Here is a 17,994-nt window from a genome sequence, read left to right as displayed (position 1 = left end):
CCAGCGGAGCAGGGAGGCGGGACCACGTGGCGGCCCCGGACGAGATCAAGTACACCGAAGAGCACGAGTGGATTCAGCGCACAGCTGAAGACAAGGTGCGCATCGGTATCACCGACTACGCCCAGCAGCAGCTCGGCGACGTGGTGTTCGTGCAGCTGCCGGACCTCGAGCAGCAGGTCACCGCCGGCGAGTCGATGGGCGAGGTGGAGTCGACCAAGAGCGTGTCGGAGATCTACGCGCCGGTCACCGGCGAGGTGGTGGCCCGCAACGAGCAGCTGGAGGAAGAGCCGGAGCTGGTCAATTCGGCCCCGCTGGGCGACGGCTGGATGGTCGAGCTCAAGCTCGCCGACCCGGCCCAGCTGGACGGTCTGCTCGACGCGGCGGCGTACCAGAAGCTGACCGAATCCTGATCCGACCAGGCAAGATCGTCGGTCTGTCAGGGGTCGAGAGGAAGATGTCGGGAGTCCCGCGTCCCGTGCCTGCACCTGCACGGTACGTTGGGCACATATTTGGCACGATCTATCCGCGTAGAGGAGAGCTCAGGTGAGCCAGAACAGCGGCTTCGGCGACGTACCGCCGGAGCAGTCACCGGAGACCACCTCGGTCTTCAGGCCCTTCCTCTCGGAGCCGGAGAGCACCGAGAGTGCGTCCCCGGAGCCCGCCGCCGCATCCGGGGTCGATGCGCTGCCCGCAGGGTCCGCCCTGCTGGTGGTCAAGCGCGGCCCCAACGCGGGATCGCGATTCCTGCTGGACCGGGAGACCACCAGTGCGGGACGGCACCCGGACAGCGACATCTTCCTCGATGACGTCACGGTTTCCCGCCGGCACGCCGAGTTCCGGCGCGAGGGCAACGACTTCGTGGTCGTCGACGTCGGCAGCCTCAACGGCACCTACGTCAACCGGGAGCCGGTCGACACCTCGGTGCTGGCCAACGGCGACGAGGTGCAGATCGGGAAGTTCCGGCTGGTGTTCCTGACCGGCCCGATCGACGGGGGCCCGGGCGCCCGCTGAGGGGCCCTTGGACCGACTAGTCCATCCGCCAGCGGGGCGGCGCCGAAGCGGCGTCGCCCCGCTGGCGCGTGAAGGTAGTGCGCAGCCGAGATCGATGACTTCCCGCGCGGGGAATTTCCCGCCGTCGCAACCGGTTTCCACGTTGTAGCGGCCGCCTTTCGACCGGTCCGGCGGACGGGTCGGCGGTGTATCGTGCTGGTAATGCTCGATGAAGAGCTCAGCCAGCGGTTCGGACCAGATGCACCGGCAGGAAGGCCGCGGATTCGGTGGTCGACCAGACCGCTAAAGGGATGGGCGTGTCCGCCGCAACGCGGGTAGCGTCGGAGGCGTCGGTGCGCGATCCTCGACGGGGATGTCACGCTTCGGCGCGCTGGAGGAGGCGATGTGACGATGAGCAGCGAGATGCGCGTCGTCGGCGTGCGAGTTGAACTACCAGCAAACCAGCCGATTCTGCTGTTGCGCGAGGCGCACGGCGAGCGTTACCTGCCGATCTGGATCGGCTCGGTCGAGGCGACCGCCATCGCGCTGGAGCAGCAGGGTGTGCGGCCGCAGAGACCCCTTACCCACGACCTGTTGAAGGACGTCATCGGCGCCCTCGGGCGCGACCTGGAACAGGTGCGGATCACCGACCTGCAGGACGGCACCTTCTTCGCCGAGCTGGTGTTCGACGGGGATGTGCGGGTCTCCGCGCGGCCGAGCGACTCGGTGGCGCTGGCGCTGCGCATCGGGGTGCCCATCCACGCCGACGAATCGGTGCTGGACGAGGCGGGGCTGATCATCCCGGACGAGCAGGAGGACGAGGTGGAGAAGTTCCGCGAGTTCCTGGACTCCGTCTCCCCGGAGGACTTCCGCGGCGCCGACACCTGAGCCCGCCGATCGACCGACGACACAGCCCGGCCCCCGTCTGCGCGAGCAGGCGGGGGCCGGGTCGTCCGGGTGCCCCGCGCGTCGCGTTGACCTCCCCGCGGGGCAGGCATACCGTCGAACTTACGCGAATTGCCCCGGTGTGATTCGGCCGCTGGGCGGTGTTCGCGGCCTCGGACCGCGATGGTCCGGGAGCTGGTGATCGTCGTCGGCTTCGTGCCGGACGAGGGGAGGCAGGCGTGGTCGAGGAAGCGTCCAACCGGGATGCTGCCGTGGAGCAGGGCGAGCTGTTCCCCGATGCCTCGCTGCCGGACGAACTGGTCGGCTACCGGGGTCCGGCCGCCTGCCAGATCGCCGGCATCACCTACCGCCAGTTGGACTACTGGGCGCGCACCAAGCTGGTAGGCCCGTCCATCCGCGGCGCCGCCGGCTCCGGCTCGCAGCGGCTGTACTCGTTCAAGGACATCCTGGTGCTCAAGGTGGTCAAGCGACTGCTGGACACCGGGGTGTCGCTGCACAACATCCGGGTCGCGGTGGAACACCTGCGCAACCGGGGCGTGCAGGACCTGGCCAGGCTGACGCTGTTCAGCGACGGGACGACGGTCTACGAGTGCACCTCTGCCGAGGAGGTGGTCGACCTGTTGCAGGGTGGCCAAGGGGTGTTCGGCATCGCCGTCAGCGGGGCGATGCGCGAGATCAGCGGCACGATCCACGACTTCCCGGCGGAACGGGCCGACGGCGCGGAGCTGGTCCCGATGGACGACGAGCTGTCCCGCCGGCGGCGCGACCGGCAGGCCGAGACCGGCTGAGCCGACCGGACCCACCCGGGTGGTGTGCGGCCGGTGACATCGCTGGTCCGCTCGGACCCCCTGATCGGGTAAGCTGCGGCACATCGCCGACCCCGTGCGGGAGAGTCCGGCCCGGCCTAGGCCGCGGTCGGCGCCGAAGGAGCAACCCTCCCCGACAACCTCTCAGGCCACCTGGACCGCACGGGCGAGATACCTCTGGAAAGAGGGCGCACCACGACCGTGGTGCACCCCGCCGACGGTGCAAGCCCGGTTCCCGGGTGAAGCTCTCAGGCGTTCGCTTCGCGGACAGTGACAGAGGGGGAGAGCAGGGCAGCTTCGGCTGCCTGCCGCCCTTTTGCCGCCGCGACGATTGAGGTTTGGCGATGACCGACGTGACCCACGACCGCATTCCCCTGGCCGCCCTGGAGCACGGCACGCCGTTCGCCGACCGGCACGTCGGCCCGATGCCGGCCGAGCTCGCGCGCATGCTCGACGTGATCGGCGTCGGCTCGCTGGAGGAGCTGGGGCAGAACGCCGTGCCGGACACGATCCGGGAAGGCGACCTGCAGCTGGCGCTGCCGGAGCCGGCCACCGAGTCCGAGGCGCTGGCCGAGCTGCGCGAGCTGGCCCGCCGCTGTCGCCCGCACACCGAGATGATCGGGCTCGGCTACTACGGCACGGTCACGCCGCCGGTGATCCTGCGCAACGTGCTGGAGAGCCCCGCCTGGTACACGGCCTACACGCCGTACCAGCCGGAGATCTCGCAGGGCCGGCTCGAAGCGCTGCTGAACTTCCAGACGATGGTGGCCGACCTGGCCGGGGTGCCGGTGGCCAACTCGTCGATGCTCGACGAGTCCACCGCCGCGGCCGAGGGCATGACGCTGGTGCGCCGCGCGGGCCGGTCGAAGTCGCCGCGGTTCGTGGTGGACGCCGACACGCTGCCCCAGACCATCGCGGTGATCGAGACCCGCGCGGAGCCGCTGGGCATCGAGGTCGTCGTCGCCGACCTCGCCGCGGGTGCGCAGGCGTTGCCGGACGGCGAGTTCTTCGGCGTGCTGCTGTCCTACCCGGGCGCTTCCGGCGCGGTGCGGGACCACGAGGAGATCATCGCGGAGGTCCACCGGCGCGGCGCGAAGGTCGTCGTCGCGGCCGACCTGCTGGCGCTGACGCTGCTGCGCTCGCCCGGCGAGATCGGCGCGGACGTGGTGGTCGGCAGCACCCAGCGGTTCGGCGTGCCGATGGGCTTCGGCGGCCCGCACGCCGGGTTCATGGCCGTGGCCAAGGGCTTCGAACGGCAGCTGCCGGGGCGGTTGGTCGGCGTGAGCGTCGACGCCGACGGCAACCAGGCCTACCGGCTGGCGCTGCAGACCCGCGAACAGCACATCCGCCGCGAGAAGGCCACCAGCAACATCTGCACCGCGCAGGTGCTGCTGGCCGTCGTGGCCTCGATGTACGCGGTCTACCACGGCCCGGCCGGGCTGCGGTCGATCGCGACCCGCGCGCACCGGATGGCGGCGGTGCTCGCCGAGCAGCTGCGTCGCGGCGGCGTCGAGGTGCTGCACCGGGAGTTCTTCGACACGATCGTCGCGAAGGTGCCGGGCAAGGCCGACGACATCGTCGCCACGGCCCGCCGGGGCGGCATCAACCTCCGCCGCGTGGACGCCGACCACGTCGGCATCAGCTGCGACGAGACCACCACGCGGGCGCACCTGGCGACGGTGTGGCAGGCCTTCGGCGTCACCGGCGGTGACGCCGACGAGCTCGACATCGAGACGCCGGACGCGCTGCCCGCGGCGCTGGAGCGCACCTCGGAGTACCTGACCCACCCGGTGTTCCACACCCACCGCTCCGAGACCTCGCTGCTGCGCTACCTGCGGCGGCTGTCGGACAAGGACATCGCGCTGGACCGCAGCATGATCCCGCTGGGCTCGTGCACGATGAAGCTCAACGCGACGGCCGAGATGGAGCCGATCACCTGGCCCGAGTTCGGTTCGCTGCACCCGTTCGCGCCCGCGCAGGACGCCGAGGGGCTGCTGTCGATCGTCAAGGACCTGGAGACCTGGCTGGCCGAGGTCACCGGCTACGACGCGGTGAGCCTGCAGCCCAACGCCGGCAGCCAGGGCGAGTTCGCCGGCCTGCTGGCGATCCGTGCCTACCACCGCAGCCGTGGTGACGAGGACCGGGACCTGTGCCTGATCCCGGCGAGCGCGCACGGCACCAACGCCGCCAGCGCCGTGATGGCCGGGATGCGGGTGATCGTGGTCCGCTGCGACGACGCCGGCAACATCGAGCTCGACCACCTGCGCGAGCTGGTCGCGGAGCACGCCACCGACCTCGCCGCGATCATGATCACCTACCCGTCCACGCACGGCGTGTACGAGAGCACCGTGCGCGACGTGTGCGGGCTGGTGCACGACGCGGGCGGCCAGGTCTACGTCGACGGCGCGAACCTCAACGCCCTGATCGGCCTCGCGCGGATGGGCAAGTTCGGCTCCGACGTCTCGCACCTGAACCTGCACAAGACGTTCTGCATCCCGCACGGCGGTGGCGGCCCGGGCGTCGGCCCGATCGGCGTGCGCGAGCACCTGGCGCCGTTCCTGCCCAACCACCCGCTGCAGCCCGCCGCCGGACCGGCTACCGGTGTCGGCCCGATCAGCGCCGCCCCGTGGGGCAGCGCCTCGATCCTGCCGATCTCCTGGGCGTACGTGCGGATGATGGGCGCCGACGGCCTGCGCCGGGCGACGCTGACCGCGGTCGCGGCCGCCAACTACGTCGCCCGCCGCCTCAACAACTACTTCCCGGTGCTCTACACCGGCAAGGGCGGCTTCGTCGCGCACGAGTGCATCCTCGACCTGCGGCAGATCAGCAAGACCAGCGGCATCACCGTCGACGACGTCGCCAAGCGGCTGGCCGACTACGGCATCCACGCGCCGACGATGTCGTTCCCGGTGGCCGGGACGCTGATGGTCGAGCCGACGGAGAGCGAGAACCTGGCGGAGCTGGACCGGTTCTGCGAGGCGATGATCGCGATCCGGGCGGAGATCGACAAGGTCGTCGCCGGGCAGTGGCCGGCCGACGACAACCCGCTGGTGGGTGCCCCGCACACGGCGGCGTCGCTGGCCAAGGACTGGGACCACGCCTACTCCCGCGAGGAGGCGGCCTACCCGCTGGGCACCGACGTGACGAAGGTCTGGCCCCCGGTGCGCCGCATCGACGGCGCGCGCGGAGACCGCAACCTCGTCTGCTCCTGCCCGCCCCTCGACGCCTACCAGGCGTGATCCGTCCACGACGCCCCCGGACCGCTGTTGCGGCCGGGGGTGTCGTGGTGTCCGGGGCCGGTGACACGCCGGGGGCGGTTCGGTTTGCGACGGGGCGGCGGCTGATGACACGGTGGCCCCTTCAAACCGACCGGCTCGGAGAAGGGGTTGAGCACAATGCTCACCATCAGTGAGAGCGCCGCAGATGTCATCAAGCTCGTCCTCGCCGGCGGCGACTCTCCGGAAGGTTCCGGCCTGCGCATTGCGCCGGCGGGTGAAGGACTGCAGGCGTCGATCGCCGCCGAACCGCAGTCGGGCGACGAGGTGGTCGAGGTATCCGGCGTGCGGGTGTTCCTCGAACCGCAGGTCGCCGCGCTGCTCGGCGACAAGGTGCTGGACGCCGAGCGGGACTCCAACGGCGAACTGGCGCTGGCCGTCCGCGACTGACCGAACGGGCTCGAACCGTCGTCCTGGGTGTTATGCCCGGGACGACGGTTTTTTCTCGCCGGACTGCGATCTAGGCCTCCTGCCAGCTACTGGTGATTGCGGTATTGCGGCAACTACTCTCGATGCGCAGCTGTTCCGGCCAGGAGGGAGCGCGCCGTGCCGACCACCACGCTCGCCATGCACATGAGCGACGGGTTGCTCAACGCGCAGACGGCGGTGCTGTTCGCGGCCGTGGCGATAGCCGGGCTGGCGGTCGCGCTGACCAAGGCGCGGGCCGACCTGGACGACCGGACGGCGCCGATGGCGGGGTTGGTCGCCGCGTTCGTCTTCGCCGCGCAGATGATCAACTTCCCGGTGCTGCCCGGCGTCAGCGGGCACCTGCTCGGCGGGGCGCTGGCGGCGATCCTGGCCGGGCCGTGGGTCGGCGCGCTGTGCGTGGCGATCGTGCTGGTGGTGCAGGCGCTGCTGTTCGCCGACGGCGGGCTGACCATGCTGGGCGCGAACATCACCAACATGGCGCTGATCGGCACCGCCGCCGGCTACCTCGTCGCCCTCGCATTGCGCCGCTTCGCGCGGCGGAGCCGGACCGGTCTGCTGGTGACCGCCTTCGTCGCGGCCTGGGTGAACACAGTCGCCGCCGCCGGCGGCTTCATCCTCGAATACGCGGTCGGCGGCGCGGCCGGTTTCGGCCTCGGCACGGCCGCGGTCGCGATGGTCGGGGTGCACTGCCTGATCGGCATCGGCGAGGGCGTGATCACGGCGGCCACGGTGGGTGCCGTCGCGGCCGCCAGACCGGACCTGGTCCACCTGCTGCGGACCGGGAAGAAGACGGAGGAGAACGTGCGATGAGCGCCCCACGTCGGCGTTTCCTGCTGGTCTTCGGCCTGTTCATCCTCGTCATCGCGGGTGGCGTGGCCTACTTCGCGGACGCCGACCCCGACGGGCTGGACGCGGTCACGCAGCGCGGCTGCACCGTGGTGGAGACCGAGCAGGGCGAGCAACTGGAAGGGCAGTGCATCGCGCAGCACGCCCAGGACCACGCGTTCTCCGGCGGCCCGCTGGCGGACTACACCGTCGGCGGAGATGACCGCTGGACCGGGGTGGCCGGGGTGATCGGCGCGGTGGTCACGCTCGGTGCCGCCGGAGGGTTGTTCTGGGGCCTGCGGCGCCGGACCGGGGGCGAATAGCGGTGGGAGCCGGTCACGCCGGCGCGCTGCACCTGCCCGGCGACTCGGTCCTGCACCGGTCGGCGCCCGAGGTCAAGATCGTGGCGGCCTTCCTGGTGGTGCTGTGCGTGGTGGCGACGCCGCGCGAGGTGTTCTGGGCGTTCGGCGGGTACGCGCTGCTGCTGTTCGGGCTCGTGCTGGTGGCCCGGGTTCCGCCGCGCTGGCTGGCCGGCCGCCTGCTGATCGAGGTGCCGTTCGTGGTGCTCGCGCTGGTGCTGCCGTTCACCGCCGGCGGCGCGACCACCGAGGTGGCGGGCCTGGCGCTGTCCACCGGTGGCCTGCTGTCGGGCTGGAACATCCTGGTCAAGGGCACGCTCGGGTTGGCCACGTCGGTGCTGCTGGCCGCCACGACCGCGCCGCGGGAGCTGGTGGTCGGCCTGCAGCGGCTGCGGGCGCCCCGGCTGCTGATCACCATCATCACGCTGATGCTGCGCTATGCCGAGGTGATCGTCGCGGAGGCCAAACGGATGCGGGTCGCGCGCATCTGCCGCGGCCACGATCCGCGGTTCCTGTGGCAGCTCGGCGCGACCGCGCGCGGGATCGGGAGCCTGTTCATCCGCTCCTACGAGCGGGGCGAACGCGTGCACCTGGCGATGGTGTCGCGGGGCTGGAGCGGCGCGATGCCCGAGCTGGGGGAGTCGCGCCGGACATCACCGGCGACGTGGTGGCTGGGCATGCTGCCACCGGCTGTCGCCGCCGTCGTGCTGGGAGTGGCCTTGTGGACCGCCTGACCGAACCCTTGCCGGAGCGCGCCGCCGGGCCGGCGTCCGTCCCGGCGCTGGAGGTGTCCGGACTGGCGTTCCGCTACCCGGACGGGCACCGTGCGCTCAACGGCGTCGACCTGCGCGTCGAGCGTGGGGAGCGGGTCGCGGTGCTCGGCCCCAACGGGGCGGGCAAGACAACCATGACGCTGCACCTCAACGGGGTGCACACGGCCGAGTCGGGGAACATCCACGTCGGCGGGCTGCCCGTGGATTCGCGGAACCTCAAGGAGATCCGCCGTCGCGTCGGGCTGGTGTTCCAGGATCCCGACGACCAGCTGTTCATGCCGACGGTGCGCGAGGACGTCGCGTTCGGCCCGGCGAACTTCGGGGTGCGCGGCGAGGAGCTGGCCGATCGCGTGCGGTCGGCGCTCGACGCGGTGGGCATGGCCGAGCACGCGGACCGCTCGCCGCTGCACCTCTCCGGCGGCCAGCGCAAGCGGGTCGCGTTGGCCGCGGTGCTCGCTTGCCGCCCCGAGCTGCTGGTGCTGGACGAACCGTCGTCGAACCTCGAACCGGTGGCCCGGCGCGAACTCGCCGAGGTGCTGCTGGACTGGGGCGGCACGATGCTCATGGTCACCCACGACCTGCCGTACGCGCTGCAGCTGTGCCCGCGCAGCGTGCTGATCGACGACGGGGCGGTGGTCGCCGACGGCCCCACCGCGGAGCTGCTGTCCGACGCGGAGCTGCTGGCCGCGCACCGCCTCGAACTCCCCTACGGATTCCGGGTTCCCTGAGCCGGTCCCCGCTTCCGGACGTCTTGACCCCGCCTGTTCGCGAGGTGAGGGTGAGCGGGTCTGTCGCAGCGTGGCGAGGAGGCACCGATGGGTTCGGCGGAAACCGTTCGCGGACCGGTAGATCCCGGCGACCCGGGCAGGAGCCCGATGTGCGGGGAGGGGTGAGCGGGATGCCGATCGAACCGCATCCGCGCGGTGCCGCCCCGTTCGACACCTCCGGAATCCGGCGAGACAGCCGTGGAATCGCGCACTACACCGGCCTTCCCGCGTCGTTGGTGACCATGTTCCGGTCCACGGCTGAACGCTTCCCGGACAACGAGGCGCTGGTCGAGGTCGATGGCGAGCGGCTCACCTACCGGCAGTTGTGGGACCGGGCGGCGCGCGTCGCCGGCGGGTTGCGCGCGGCCGGGATCGGCCGGGGCGATCGGGTGGCGAGCCTGTTGCCCGCCGGGGTGGGTTGGGTGCTGGGATTCCTGGGCACGCAGCTGGCCGGGGCGGTCGCGGTGCCGGTGAACATCCGGTTCGCCGCACCCGAGATCGACTACGTGCTGACGGATTCCGGCGCGAAGCACGTGCTGCGACCGGGTGATCCGCTGCCCGGCGGTCCGGCCCACGCGGTCGACGACCTGGCGCCGGACGATCTCGCTGCGATCTTCTACACCAGCGGCACCACGGGTTTCCCGAAGGGGGCGATGACGACCCACGAGAACTTCCTGTCCAATGTGGAGACCGCGCTGCGGGTGATGGGCACGGACCGCGCCGACGGCCCGGCGCAGCGCAATCTGGTGTCGGTGCCGCTGTTCCACGTGACCGGCTGCAACACCCAGCTGCTCGTGCAGCTCGCCCTCGGCGGCACCACCGTCGTGCTGCCGAACTTCCAGGCGAAGCGGTTCCTGCGCACCCTCGTCGAGGAGCGGATCAACACCCTCATCACGGTCCCCGCGATCTACGCGCTGGCGGTGGCGCAGCCTGAGTTCGCGGACCTCGACGTCAGCGCGGTCACCCAGGTCAACTACGGCGGCGCGCCGATCGCCCCGGCGCTGGTCGAGCGGATCAAGGCGGGCTTCCCGCGGGCCCGGGTGGGCAACGGGTTCGGCTTGACCGAGACGTCGTCGATCGCGACGTTCCTGCCGCACGAGTGGGCCGCCGAGCACGCCGACTCGGTCGGGTTCGCCGCGCCCGTGGTGGATCTGGCGCTGGACGCGCCGGACCCGGAAAGCGGCGTCGGCGAGCTGCTCATCCGCGGCCCGAACATCGTGGCCGGGTACTGGAACAAGCCGGAGGCGACCGCGAACGCCTTCGCCGACGGCTGGCTGCGCACCGGCGACCTGGCGAGCATCGACGAGCGCGGCCTGGTCCGCGTCGTCGACCGCGCCAAGGACATGATCAACCGGGGCGGCGAGAACGTGTACTCGGTGGAGGTGGAGAACGCGCTGGCCGGGGCGCCCGGCGTCGCCGACGTGGCGGTCGTCGGCGTGCCGGACGACGTGATGGGGGAGAAGGTCGGCGCGGTGGTGGTGCCGCCGCCGGACGGCGAGTTCGACCCGCGGGCCGCGCTGGCCTACCTGGCCGATCGCCTCGCCGACTTCAAGGTGCCGCAGTACTTCGTGGTGCGCGCGGAGCCGCTGCCCCGCAATCCGGGAGGGAAGCTGCTCAAACGCCGGCTCCGCGAGCAGACCGAGTGGGGAGACCCCGTCTGGGGCCGCTGAGCCTTCAGGACCTGTGTGCACTTTTGGCGGCTACGGCAACCAAAGGTGCACGCGGGTTCCTCATGGCTGCCAGGCAGGGTTGCGGCCGGTGAGGCCGACGAGCTTGTCCAGCGGCGTCGCGTCAGCCGGGACCTCGACGGCCGGGCCGAACGGGCTGTCGGGGCTGGGCTCCTCGGTTGCCCACGCGGACACGAACTCCAAGGCCGACGCCAGCGACACGGCGTCGCACCGGGACTGCTGCCCGGTGGCCTTCGCGATGTCCCAGCCGTGCACCACCAGCTCGTTCATCGCGACGGCGCCCGCGACCGAACCGGGCAACTGGATGCCACCGGCCTGCGTCATGCCGTCCCAGGCAGCCGGGTCGCGCCACGCTTCGGCCATCGCGGTCAGCTGGGCGGGGATGCGGGTGCGCCAGTCGTCGGGAAGCCGGGTGGCGTCCCCGGACGGTCCCTCGCCGGTCTGCGAGAAGTCCTTCACGGCTGCCGCGGTGAACGCCAGCGATAGGCCGCTGACGTGGTCGATCAGGTCGCCGAGGGCGTACTCGGTGCACGGCGTGGGCGCGCCGAGCTGGTCGTCGGCAACGTTCCCGAGCAGGGTCGCCAGGTGCTCGGCGGCCGGCCGGAGGTCGGGCAGGTCGGTCATTTCGCCGCTCCTTCGCAGTCCGTTCTGACGGGGTAGACCGCTCCGGCGGCCGATTCTCATCGGTGGGCCCGCCCGCTGCCCGGGGTTGGCCGCGGAGTTACGGTACCGGTCGGTATCGAGCACCACGGGAGCGAACGCATGGGGGACCAACCGCGCAGGGTGAAGTACGTGCTGATCCTGGGCGCGCTGTCCGCGTTCGGCCCGCTGTCGATCGACATGTACCTGCCCGCCTTTCCGACGATCGCCGGAGATCTGCAAGCCGGGCCGTCGCAGGTGCAGCTGTCGCTGACGGCGTGCACGGTCGGCCTGGCCCTGGGGCAGCTCGTCGCCGGGCCGCTGTCGGACACCTTCGGCCGCCGCCGGCCGCTGCTGATCGGGCTGGTGGTGTTCACCCTGGCGTCGCTGCTGTGCGCGGTCGCGCCGTCCGCGTACGCGCTGGCCGGGCTGCGGTTGGTGCAGGGACTCGGCGGTGCCGCCGGAATCGTCATCGCCCGCGCCGTGGTGCGGGACCTGTACTCGGGCGTGGCGATGGCGCGGTTCTTCTCGCTGCTCATGCTGGTCAACGGGCTGGCGCCGATCCTCGCGCCGCTGATCGGCGGGCAGATGCTGCGGGTGACGTCGTGGCGCGGCGTGTTCCTGGTGCTCGGCGTGATCGGCGTGGTGCTGCTGGTGGCGACCGCTTTCGGGGTGCGCGAGACCCTGCCCGGCGAGTCGCGGCGGCCCGGCAGCCTGGGCAGCACGCTGCGGACCTTCGGAAGCCTGCTCGGCGACCGGGCGTTCGTCGGGTATTCGCTGTCCGCGGCGCTGGCGTTCGCGGCGATGTTCGCCTACATCGCCGGTTCGTCGTTCGTGCTGCAGGACGTCTACGGCATGTCGCCCCAGCTGTTCAGCCTGGTGTTCGGCGTGAACTCGCTGGGCATCGTGCTCTTCGGGCAGCTCAACGGCCGGCTGGTGGCCCGGGTCGACCCGAGCCGGCTGCTGGCCATCGGGCTCGGCGTCAACGCGGTCGGCGGCGTCGCGGTGGCGGCCTCCGCCATGTTCGGTCTGGGCTTGCCGGGGCTGCTGCCGGCACTCTTCCTGGTGGCGTCGAGCATGGGCGTGGTGTTCCCCAACGCCACGACCCTGTCGCTGTCCGGGCACCCCGAGACGGCTGGGAGCGCATCGGCGCTGCTGGGCGTCATGCAGTTCCTGGCCGGCGGCCTCGCGGCGCCGCTGGTGGGTTCGGCGGGTACCGGCACGGCACTGCCGATGGGCGTGGTGATGGGAGCCCTGTCGCTGTCCGCGGTCGTGGTCTACCTCGCGCTGACCCGCCGCGCCCGCGCCGAGGCGCGGGCAGGCGACCGCGCGGAGCCCCAGACCACCCAGCGCTGATCAGCTGGACCGGGCGAGCAGGGCCTCGGCCAGGTCCGTCCGGCTGTAGAGCACGTAGCGCCCCTCCCGCCGTACCGAGACGAGCCCGGCGTCGCGGAGGGCGGTCAGGTGCTGGGAGGCGTTCCCGGCGGACATCCGGGTCCGGCGGGAGAGCTCCGTGGTCGACCTCGGGGCGGACAGCTCGGCCAGCAGCAGGGCCCTGGATCTGCCGATGACCGCGGCCAGCGCGCCGGGCGCGGTGCGCGGCTTCGGGGTCCAGAGCTCGGCGATGCCGCGCGACGGGTAGCGCAGCGCCGCCGGCCACAGCGGCTCCAGCTTGGAGAAGACCGTGGGCCAGACGAACGTCGACGGCACCAGGACGAGGCCCCGGCCGTCCAGGGCGTGCGTGCCGGCGAAGTACCGGTGCGTCACCTGCAGGCCGTCGTCGTGCCAGCGGACCCGGGGGCTGAGCTCGTTGAGCAGCCGCGTGGTGCCGCCCTCCACCAGCAGGGCGCCGCGATGCCGGACGTCCTGGTCCAGCAGGTCGAGCATCTCCGGCCACCACGGCCGGATCGCCCGGTCCCAGTAGCTCTCGACCACCCCGGCCAGCCGGTGCAGTTCGCGAGCCGGATCGGTGTGCAGCCGACGGACCGGCGCCGACGCGGGGCGGCCGGCGTTCTCGATCATCGTCCGGACCGAATGCGGCGGCACCGCCCGCAGCCCTTCGAGCTCCTCGGCCAGGGTCGGCCGCGAGGTGGCCGGGGTCGGCGCGAGGAATCCGGGCAGGTACTTGGTCGGGGTCGGCACCAGGTCGAACAGCAGCGACAGGTCGGCGGTGCTGCGCTGCAGCCGCCGCTCGGCCTCGGCCCGCCACGAGCCGTGCAGCGGGTGCCGGCCGGGCTCCTTCAGGACCCGCACGCTGGCCGCGACCTCCCACAACGGGGAGAAGGCGAACCGGACGCGGGCGAGGTCACCGGCGGACATCGTCATCCTGAGCACCCGATGCCTCCCGGTGGTGGATTCGGCCCAGTCTAAATTCGTGGTCACCCGGCAGGGTGAGAAGCATGGTTGCCGGGTGATCAACGACCGAACCACCGATCCCGACCCGTTGCCCGGGGAGTTCCGGCTGCTGTTCGCCGCCGTCGGCGGCAGCGACCTCGGCACCCAGATCAGCTTCGTCGCGCTGCCGCTGACCGCCGTCCTCGCGCTCGGCGCGGGACCGGCGCAGGTCGGGGCGGTCGGCGCCCTCAGCACCATCGCGTTCCTGCTGGTCGGGCTGCCCGCCGGGGCCTGGGTGGACCGGCTGCCCCGCCGCGCGGTGATGATCACCACGGATGTGGTGCGCGCCGTGGTTTACGCCTCGATCCCCGTCGCGTGGCTGCTGGGCGCCCTCACGATGCCGCAGCTCTACGTGGTCGCGTTGCTCGGCGGGATCGCGACCGTGTTCTCCGAGGTGGCCGCCCAGAGCTTCCTGCCCGAAGTCGTGGGGCGGGCGCAGCTGGTGCGCGCCAACGCCCGGCTGATGGGGATGCGCGGGGTGAACCAGATCGTCGGCCGGAGCGTCGGCGGGTTGCTGGTGTCCGTGCTCACCGCGCCGGTGACGATCGCGTTCGACGCGATCAGCTATGCGTGCGCGGCCGTCGCCATCGGGCGGATCCGGGGCGCGCGAGTGACCGCACCGGTGCCGCGAGCCTCGCGGGTGTGGCCGGACGTCGCGGCGGGGGTGAGTCACGTGCTCGGCAACCGGCTGTTGCGGCCCATGGCGGTCGAAGGCGCATTGACGAACTTCGCCACGACGCTGACCCTCACGATCCTGCCGGTCCTGTTCGTCCGGGAACTCGGGATCAGCGAGTGGGGCCTGGGTTTGTTCCTCGCCATCGGCGGCTGCGGTGCGCTGACCGGGGCGATCGGCGCGCGTGCGCTCGGCGAGCGGTTCGGGCACGGCCGGATGCTGTGGATCACCGGGGCGGTCGCCAGCTGCGCCGGGTGCTTCGTGCCGCTGCTCGGGAGCGGCTCGTGGATGTGGCCGGCGGCCGTGGCGTGGGCGCTGATCACCGCGAAGGCCGGCATCGGGAACGTGCTCGCGGTGAGCCTGCGGCAGGCCGCCACGCCGGATCGCCTCATGGGCCGGATGAACGCCACGTTCCGGTTCCTGCTGACCGGCGCGCTGGCCGTCGCTTCCGTGCTGGCCGGGGTGCTCGGCGAACTCGTGGGCGTCCGCGCGGTGCTGTGGGTCTCGGCGGGCGTCTTCGCGGTGAGCTGGCTCGTCGTCTTCTGCTCGCCGCTGCGCTTCCTGCGAGAGCTGCCTGCGGAGCCGCGCGTTCCGGCACGCCGGTAACCAGTTGTTACCGACTGTTCGGCCGTGCTATAGGTACCTGGTGGATACCATCGAGGACAGCGTCCTCAAGCGCGGGGATCTGACCGATCCGAACTGCCCGACCCGGCTGGTGCTGGACCGCATCGGGGACAAGTGGACGGTGCTGGTGGTGACGCTGCTCTCCGACGGCCCGATGCGCTTCACGCGGCTGCGCACCGGCATCGGCGGCGTCGCCCCGAAGGTGCTGACGCAGACGTTGCGCGCGATGGAGCGCGACGGACTGGTGATCCGGACCGTGTACCCGGAGGTGCCGCCGAGGGTGACCTACGAACTGACCGACCTCGGGCATTCGCTGCGCGGGCCGGTGGAGGCGATCGCCGACTGGTCCGAGCGCAACGTCAACCGCATCCTCGCCGCGCGGGCCGCCGCCGACCAGGGGTGATCACACCGGCTGCGCCGCCCAGTCGAGGACCTCGCGGCAGGTGTCGATCAGCCGTTGCCGCAGGACCGCGGCCTCGGCGGCGAAGTCGCGCTGCCGCCGGACGTAGTCGGCGCGGCCGTCGGGGGTTTCGACCGGAACCGGCTCGTAGCCGAGTTCGTGCAGGTCGTACGGGCTGGCGCGCATGTCCAGTTCGCGCACCCGCACGGCCAGTTCGAAGCAGTCGGCGACCAGTTCGGCGGGCACGAACGGCTCGAGCTTGTAGCTCCACTTGAACAGGTCCATGTTCGCGTGGAGGCAGCCCGGCTGTTCCAGGCGGACCTGGTCGGCGCGCTCGGGCTGCAGCGCGTTGAGCGGGCGGGCCTGCGGGGTGAAGAACCGGAACGCGTCGTGGTGCGTGCAGCTGATCGGCATCGATTCGACGACTTCGTCGGTGCCGTCGTGCCCGAGGCGCAGCGCCCACCCGTTGTGCCGGATCTCTTCCGGTCGTGTCCGGTAGACCATGGCCCACTCGTGCAGGCCGAAGCAGCCGAGCCGGGCCTTCCGGGAGGCCGTGGCGGTCAGCAGCCCGAGCACGAATTCGGTGCTGGCGCGGCGTTTCTCGGTCAGCGCGGCGGGATCGAGCGCGACGCCCTCCGGCGTCTCGGCGAAGCCCCGGCGGGCCAGGAACTCCTCGCCGCCCGCCAGCGCGACGCCGACACCGGGCTGCCAGCGCTCCAGCCGGGCCGGGCGGAACGAGTAGTAGGTGAAGAGGAAGTCCAGCACCGGGTGCTTCCGGTGCTCGTGCTGGCGCCGGCGGTGCGGCTGCGTCCAGCGCGCGACCCGCTCCCGGTGGGCGGCCTGCCGGGCGCGCCAGTCCTGCTCAGACAGCACAATCATCGCCGGTCAGGGTAGTCGAGGCGGGTGCGGGGGCGGTCAGCGGCGGAAGAACTTGAACCAGTCGAGGTCCAGGAAGTCCCCGCCTCCGTCCGAGACGAAGGACAGGTACACGTCCCGCCTGCCGGTCACGGACTCCTGCAGGTCGACCGGCACCTCCTTCCACGCCTGGCCGTCCACGGTGGACGACACGTTGATCTTGCCGATGACCTTGCCCTTCGGGCCGCCGAGCCGGACCTCGATCTTCGCCTTCACCCCGTCGTCGGCCCACGTCCGCAGCCGCGCGGAAACCTGGGTCGCAGGCGCCGAGCCGAAGTCGATGCCCCGGAACAGCACCCCGTCGCCGTTGTCGATCGGCCCGATGAACCCGACCTGCCCCTCCTTGTCGGTGGCGACGCCACCGGACTCCGTCTGGAAGGACTCCGCCTCGATCATGCGGTAGGCGGACGTGCCGAGAGCCTGCCCGGACGTCGGCTCCAGCGGCGCCGCGCCCGGGACTCCGTTCGGGCGTCCGGCGACTCCGGCGTAGAAACCGGCAACCCCGGCGGCACCCGCGAGCAGCACCGCGAGCCCGCCCGCCACGACCGCCGCCCGGCGCCCGTTCCGGCTTTTCGGCGCGTTCACCGGCGCGGTGGGCAGGGTTTGCGACGAGGTGCCCGGGTGGGTGGTCGGGAGCGGTGCGGGCTCGGTGGCGTCGAGCAGGGCGTCGAAGGGGGCCTCCCCTGCGTCGCGCGCCAGGTCCTGGAGCCGGCGGCGCACCTCGAGCAGCGGCATCCGCCGCTCGGGATCCTTGATCATCAGGCCGCTGATGACCTCGCCGATCGGGCCGCTCTGGCGGTGCTGCGGCACCGGCCCGTGCACGATGGAGCTGACGGTGATCAGCGGGTCGCCGGAGGTGTCGTACGGCAGCCGGCCTTCGGCCGCCGCGAACAGCGTCGCGCCGAGGCTCCACAGGTCGGCGGACGGCCCCAGGGAGCGGCCCATCGCGATCTCCGGCGCGAGGTAGGCGGGCGTGCCGACCAGGACGCCGGTGCGGGTGAGGGTCGATTCCGCGGCGTTGCGGGAGATGCCGAAGTCGGCGAGCTTGACCTGGCCGTGCCGCCCCAGCAGCACGTTGCCGGGCTTGACGTCGCGGTGCACGATGCCCACCTGGTGCGCCGCCTGCAGGGCCGCCGCGACGCTGTCGACCAGCACGGCGAGTTGGTGCGGGTTCAGCGCCCCGTGCTTGTTGAGCACGCTCGACAGGCTCTGCGCCCGCACCAGCTCCATCACGACGAACGGCTGCTCGCCATCGCGCGCGACGTCGTAGAGCATGACGGCGTTGGGATGGCTGAGCACCGCCATCGAGCGCGCCTCGCGCAGGGCTCGTTCGCGCAGCTCGGCGGCTTCCTCTTCGGGGATGCCGGGGGACAGCCGGAGCTCTTTGACCGCCACCGGCCGCTGCAGCAGCTCGTCGGTGCCGGACCAGACGTAACCCATCGCGCCGCGGCCGATGGTGCTCTCCAGCCGGTACCGGCCGCCGATGACGCGGGGGGCGGAGCTGACCTGTTGATGGTGAGCCACGACCCGA

At 71.8% G+C, this 17,994-nt stretch carries 18 protein-coding genes and 1 riboswitch; of the genes, 14 read left to right on the top strand and 4 right to left on the bottom strand.

The window, feature by feature from the left end; translation table 11 throughout:
* The first annotated feature begins 26 nt into the window (after nucleotides 1-26).
* The 11 genes from gcvH to AC07EQ_RS23620 all read left to right on the top strand — a co-directional run bounded on the left by gcvH (nucleotide 27) and on the right by AC07EQ_RS23620 (nucleotide 10,800).
* Nucleotides 27-410 carry a glycine cleavage system protein GcvH gene (gene gcvH / locus AC07EQ_RS23670; protein WP_478390081.1) on the top strand — a complete coding sequence of 128 codons (384 nt, stop codon included), beginning with the start codon at nucleotides 27-29 and terminating at the stop codon, nucleotides 408-410.
* Nucleotides 411-543: 133 nt separating this feature from the next.
* On the top strand, nucleotides 544-1,011 hold the full coding sequence (garA, locus tag AC07EQ_RS23665) for a glycogen accumulation regulator GarA (RefSeq protein WP_184728735.1): 468 nt from the start codon (nucleotides 544-546) through the stop codon (nucleotides 1,009-1,011).
* 390 nt (nucleotides 1,012-1,401) lie between these two features.
* On the top strand, nucleotides 1,402-1,878 hold the full coding sequence (locus AC07EQ_RS23660) for a bifunctional nuclease family protein (protein ID WP_029534961.1): 477 nt from the start codon (nucleotides 1,402-1,404) through the stop codon (nucleotides 1,876-1,878).
* Between the two features lie 236 nt (nucleotides 1,879-2,114).
* Nucleotides 2,115-2,684: a MerR family transcriptional regulator gene (locus AC07EQ_RS23655; protein ID WP_132484337.1), complete on the top strand. Its 570-nt coding sequence runs from the start codon at nucleotides 2,115-2,117 to the stop codon at nucleotides 2,682-2,684.
* Nucleotides 2,685-2,771: 87 nt separating this feature from the next.
* Nucleotides 2,772-2,873: riboswitch (glycine riboswitch) on the top strand.
* Nucleotides 2,874-3,046: 173 nt separating this feature from the next.
* On the top strand, nucleotides 3,047-5,941 hold the full coding sequence (gene gcvP, locus AC07EQ_RS23650) for an aminomethyl-transferring glycine dehydrogenase (RefSeq protein ID WP_478390080.1): 2,895 nt from the start codon (nucleotides 3,047-3,049) through the stop codon (nucleotides 5,939-5,941).
* Nucleotides 5,942-6,097: 156 nt separating this feature from the next.
* On the top strand, nucleotides 6,098-6,367 hold the full coding sequence (locus tag AC07EQ_RS23645) for a HesB/YadR/YfhF-family protein (RefSeq protein ID WP_478390079.1): 270 nt from the start codon (nucleotides 6,098-6,100) through the stop codon (nucleotides 6,365-6,367).
* 177 nt (nucleotides 6,368-6,544) lie between these two features.
* Nucleotides 6,545-7,216 (top strand): energy-coupling factor ABC transporter permease, encoded by a 672-nt coding sequence (locus AC07EQ_RS23640; RefSeq protein ID WP_478390135.1) that lies wholly within the window; start codon nucleotides 6,545-6,547, stop codon nucleotides 7,214-7,216.
* Entirely contained in the window at nucleotides 7,213-7,554 is a 342-nt protein-coding gene (locus tag AC07EQ_RS23635) for a PDGLE domain-containing protein (protein ID WP_478390078.1), read from the top strand. Before AC07EQ_RS23640 ends, AC07EQ_RS23635 begins: the two co-directional genes overlap by 4 nt.
* A 2-nt stretch (nucleotides 7,555-7,556) precedes the next feature.
* On the top strand, nucleotides 7,557-8,324 hold the full coding sequence (gene cbiQ, locus AC07EQ_RS23630) for a cobalt ECF transporter T component CbiQ (protein WP_478390077.1): 768 nt from the start codon (nucleotides 7,557-7,559) through the stop codon (nucleotides 8,322-8,324).
* A complete protein-coding gene (locus AC07EQ_RS23625) occupies nucleotides 8,312-9,091 on the top strand; it encodes an energy-coupling factor ABC transporter ATP-binding protein (protein WP_478390076.1) in 780 nt (259 codons plus the stop codon). Before cbiQ ends, AC07EQ_RS23625 begins: the two co-directional genes overlap by 13 nt.
* Before the next feature lie 170 nt (nucleotides 9,092-9,261).
* Nucleotides 9,262-10,800, top strand: coding sequence for a class I adenylate-forming enzyme family protein (locus AC07EQ_RS23620; RefSeq protein WP_478390075.1), 1,539 nt, complete (start codon nucleotides 9,262-9,264; stop codon nucleotides 10,798-10,800).
* A gap of 60 nt (nucleotides 10,801-10,860) precedes the next feature.
* On the opposite strand, the gene AC07EQ_RS23615 is transcribed toward AC07EQ_RS23620, so the two are convergent.
* Nucleotides 10,861-11,442, bottom strand: coding sequence for a TIGR03086 family metal-binding protein (locus AC07EQ_RS23615; RefSeq protein WP_478390074.1), 582 nt, complete (start codon nucleotides 11,440-11,442; stop codon nucleotides 10,861-10,863).
* Nucleotides 11,443-11,580: 138 nt separating this feature from the next.
* On the opposite strand from AC07EQ_RS23615, the gene AC07EQ_RS23610 reads away from it, so the two are divergent.
* On the top strand, nucleotides 11,581-12,813 hold the full coding sequence (locus tag AC07EQ_RS23610) for a Bcr/CflA family multidrug efflux MFS transporter (RefSeq protein WP_478390073.1): 1,233 nt from the start codon (nucleotides 11,581-11,583) through the stop codon (nucleotides 12,811-12,813).
* On the opposite strand, the gene AC07EQ_RS23605 is transcribed toward AC07EQ_RS23610, so the two are convergent.
* Nucleotides 12,814-13,776 (bottom strand): ArsR/SmtB family transcription factor, encoded by a 963-nt coding sequence (locus AC07EQ_RS23605; RefSeq protein ID WP_478390072.1) that lies wholly within the window; start codon nucleotides 13,774-13,776, stop codon nucleotides 12,814-12,816.
* A 91-nt stretch (nucleotides 13,777-13,867) separates the two neighbouring features.
* Between AC07EQ_RS23605 and AC07EQ_RS23600 the strand changes: the two genes are divergently transcribed.
* Both AC07EQ_RS23600 and AC07EQ_RS23595 read left to right on the top strand, forming a co-directional pair.
* Nucleotides 13,868-15,130 (top strand): MFS transporter, encoded by a 1,263-nt coding sequence (locus tag AC07EQ_RS23600; RefSeq protein WP_478390071.1) that lies wholly within the window; start codon nucleotides 13,868-13,870, stop codon nucleotides 15,128-15,130.
* A gap of 40 nt (nucleotides 15,131-15,170) precedes the next feature.
* A complete protein-coding gene (locus AC07EQ_RS23595) occupies nucleotides 15,171-15,551 on the top strand; it encodes a winged helix-turn-helix transcriptional regulator (RefSeq protein ID WP_478390070.1) in 381 nt (126 codons plus the stop codon).
* Here the strand turns inward: AC07EQ_RS23595 and AC07EQ_RS23590 are convergent, their stop codons facing one another.
* Together AC07EQ_RS23590 and AC07EQ_RS23585 are read right to left on the bottom strand one after the other, a co-directional pair.
* A complete protein-coding gene (locus AC07EQ_RS23590; protein ID WP_478390069.1) occupies nucleotides 15,552-16,427 on the bottom strand; it encodes a 3-methyladenine DNA glycosylase in 876 nt (291 codons plus the stop codon).
* A 36-nt stretch (nucleotides 16,428-16,463) separates the two neighbouring features.
* Nucleotides 16,464-17,987 carry a protein kinase domain-containing protein gene (locus AC07EQ_RS23585; protein ID WP_478390068.1) on the bottom strand — a complete coding sequence of 508 codons (1,524 nt, stop codon included), beginning with the start codon at nucleotides 17,985-17,987 and terminating at the stop codon, nucleotides 16,464-16,466.
* Nucleotides 17,988-17,994: the final 7 nt, after the last annotated feature.

The organism is Saccharopolyspora sp. NPDC045839 (assembly GCF_056431645.1).
The sequence above is the reverse complement of the archived record's forward strand: the minus strand, read 5'-3'. Positions and strand labels throughout refer to the sequence as shown.

Bases quoted from the DNA above. Each gene is read 5' to 3' on its own strand.
- AC07EQ_RS23610 (WP_478390073.1), top strand. From the start codon at position 11,581: ATGGGGGACCAACCGCGCAGGGTGAAGTACGTGCTGATCCTGGGCGCG.
- AC07EQ_RS23620 (WP_478390075.1), top strand. From the start codon at position 9,262: ATGCCGATCGAACCGCATCCGCGCGGTGCCGCCCCGTTCGACACCTCC.
- AC07EQ_RS23635 (WP_478390078.1), top strand. From the start codon at position 7,213: ATGAGCGCCCCACGTCGGCGTTTCCTGCTGGTCTTCGGCCTGTTCATC.
- AC07EQ_RS23615 (WP_478390074.1), bottom strand. From the start codon at position 11,442: ATGACCGACCTGCCCGACCTCCGGCCGGCCGCCGAGCACCTGGCGACC.
- gcvP (WP_478390080.1), top strand. From the start codon at position 3,047: ATGACCGACGTGACCCACGACCGCATTCCCCTGGCCGCCCTGGAGCAC.
- AC07EQ_RS23660 (WP_029534961.1), top strand. From the start codon at position 1,402: ATGAGCAGCGAGATGCGCGTCGTCGGCGTGCGAGTTGAACTACCAGCA.
- AC07EQ_RS23590 (WP_478390069.1), bottom strand. From the start codon at position 16,427: ATGATTGTGCTGTCTGAGCAGGACTGGCGCGCCCGGCAGGCCGCCCAC.
- AC07EQ_RS23645 (WP_478390079.1), top strand. From the start codon at position 6,098: ATGCTCACCATCAGTGAGAGCGCCGCAGATGTCATCAAGCTCGTCCTC.
- AC07EQ_RS23640 (WP_478390135.1), top strand. From the start codon at position 6,545: ATGCACATGAGCGACGGGTTGCTCAACGCGCAGACGGCGGTGCTGTTC.
- AC07EQ_RS23605 (WP_478390072.1), bottom strand. From the start codon at position 13,776: ATGTCCGCCGGTGACCTCGCCCGCGTCCGGTTCGCCTTCTCCCCGTTG.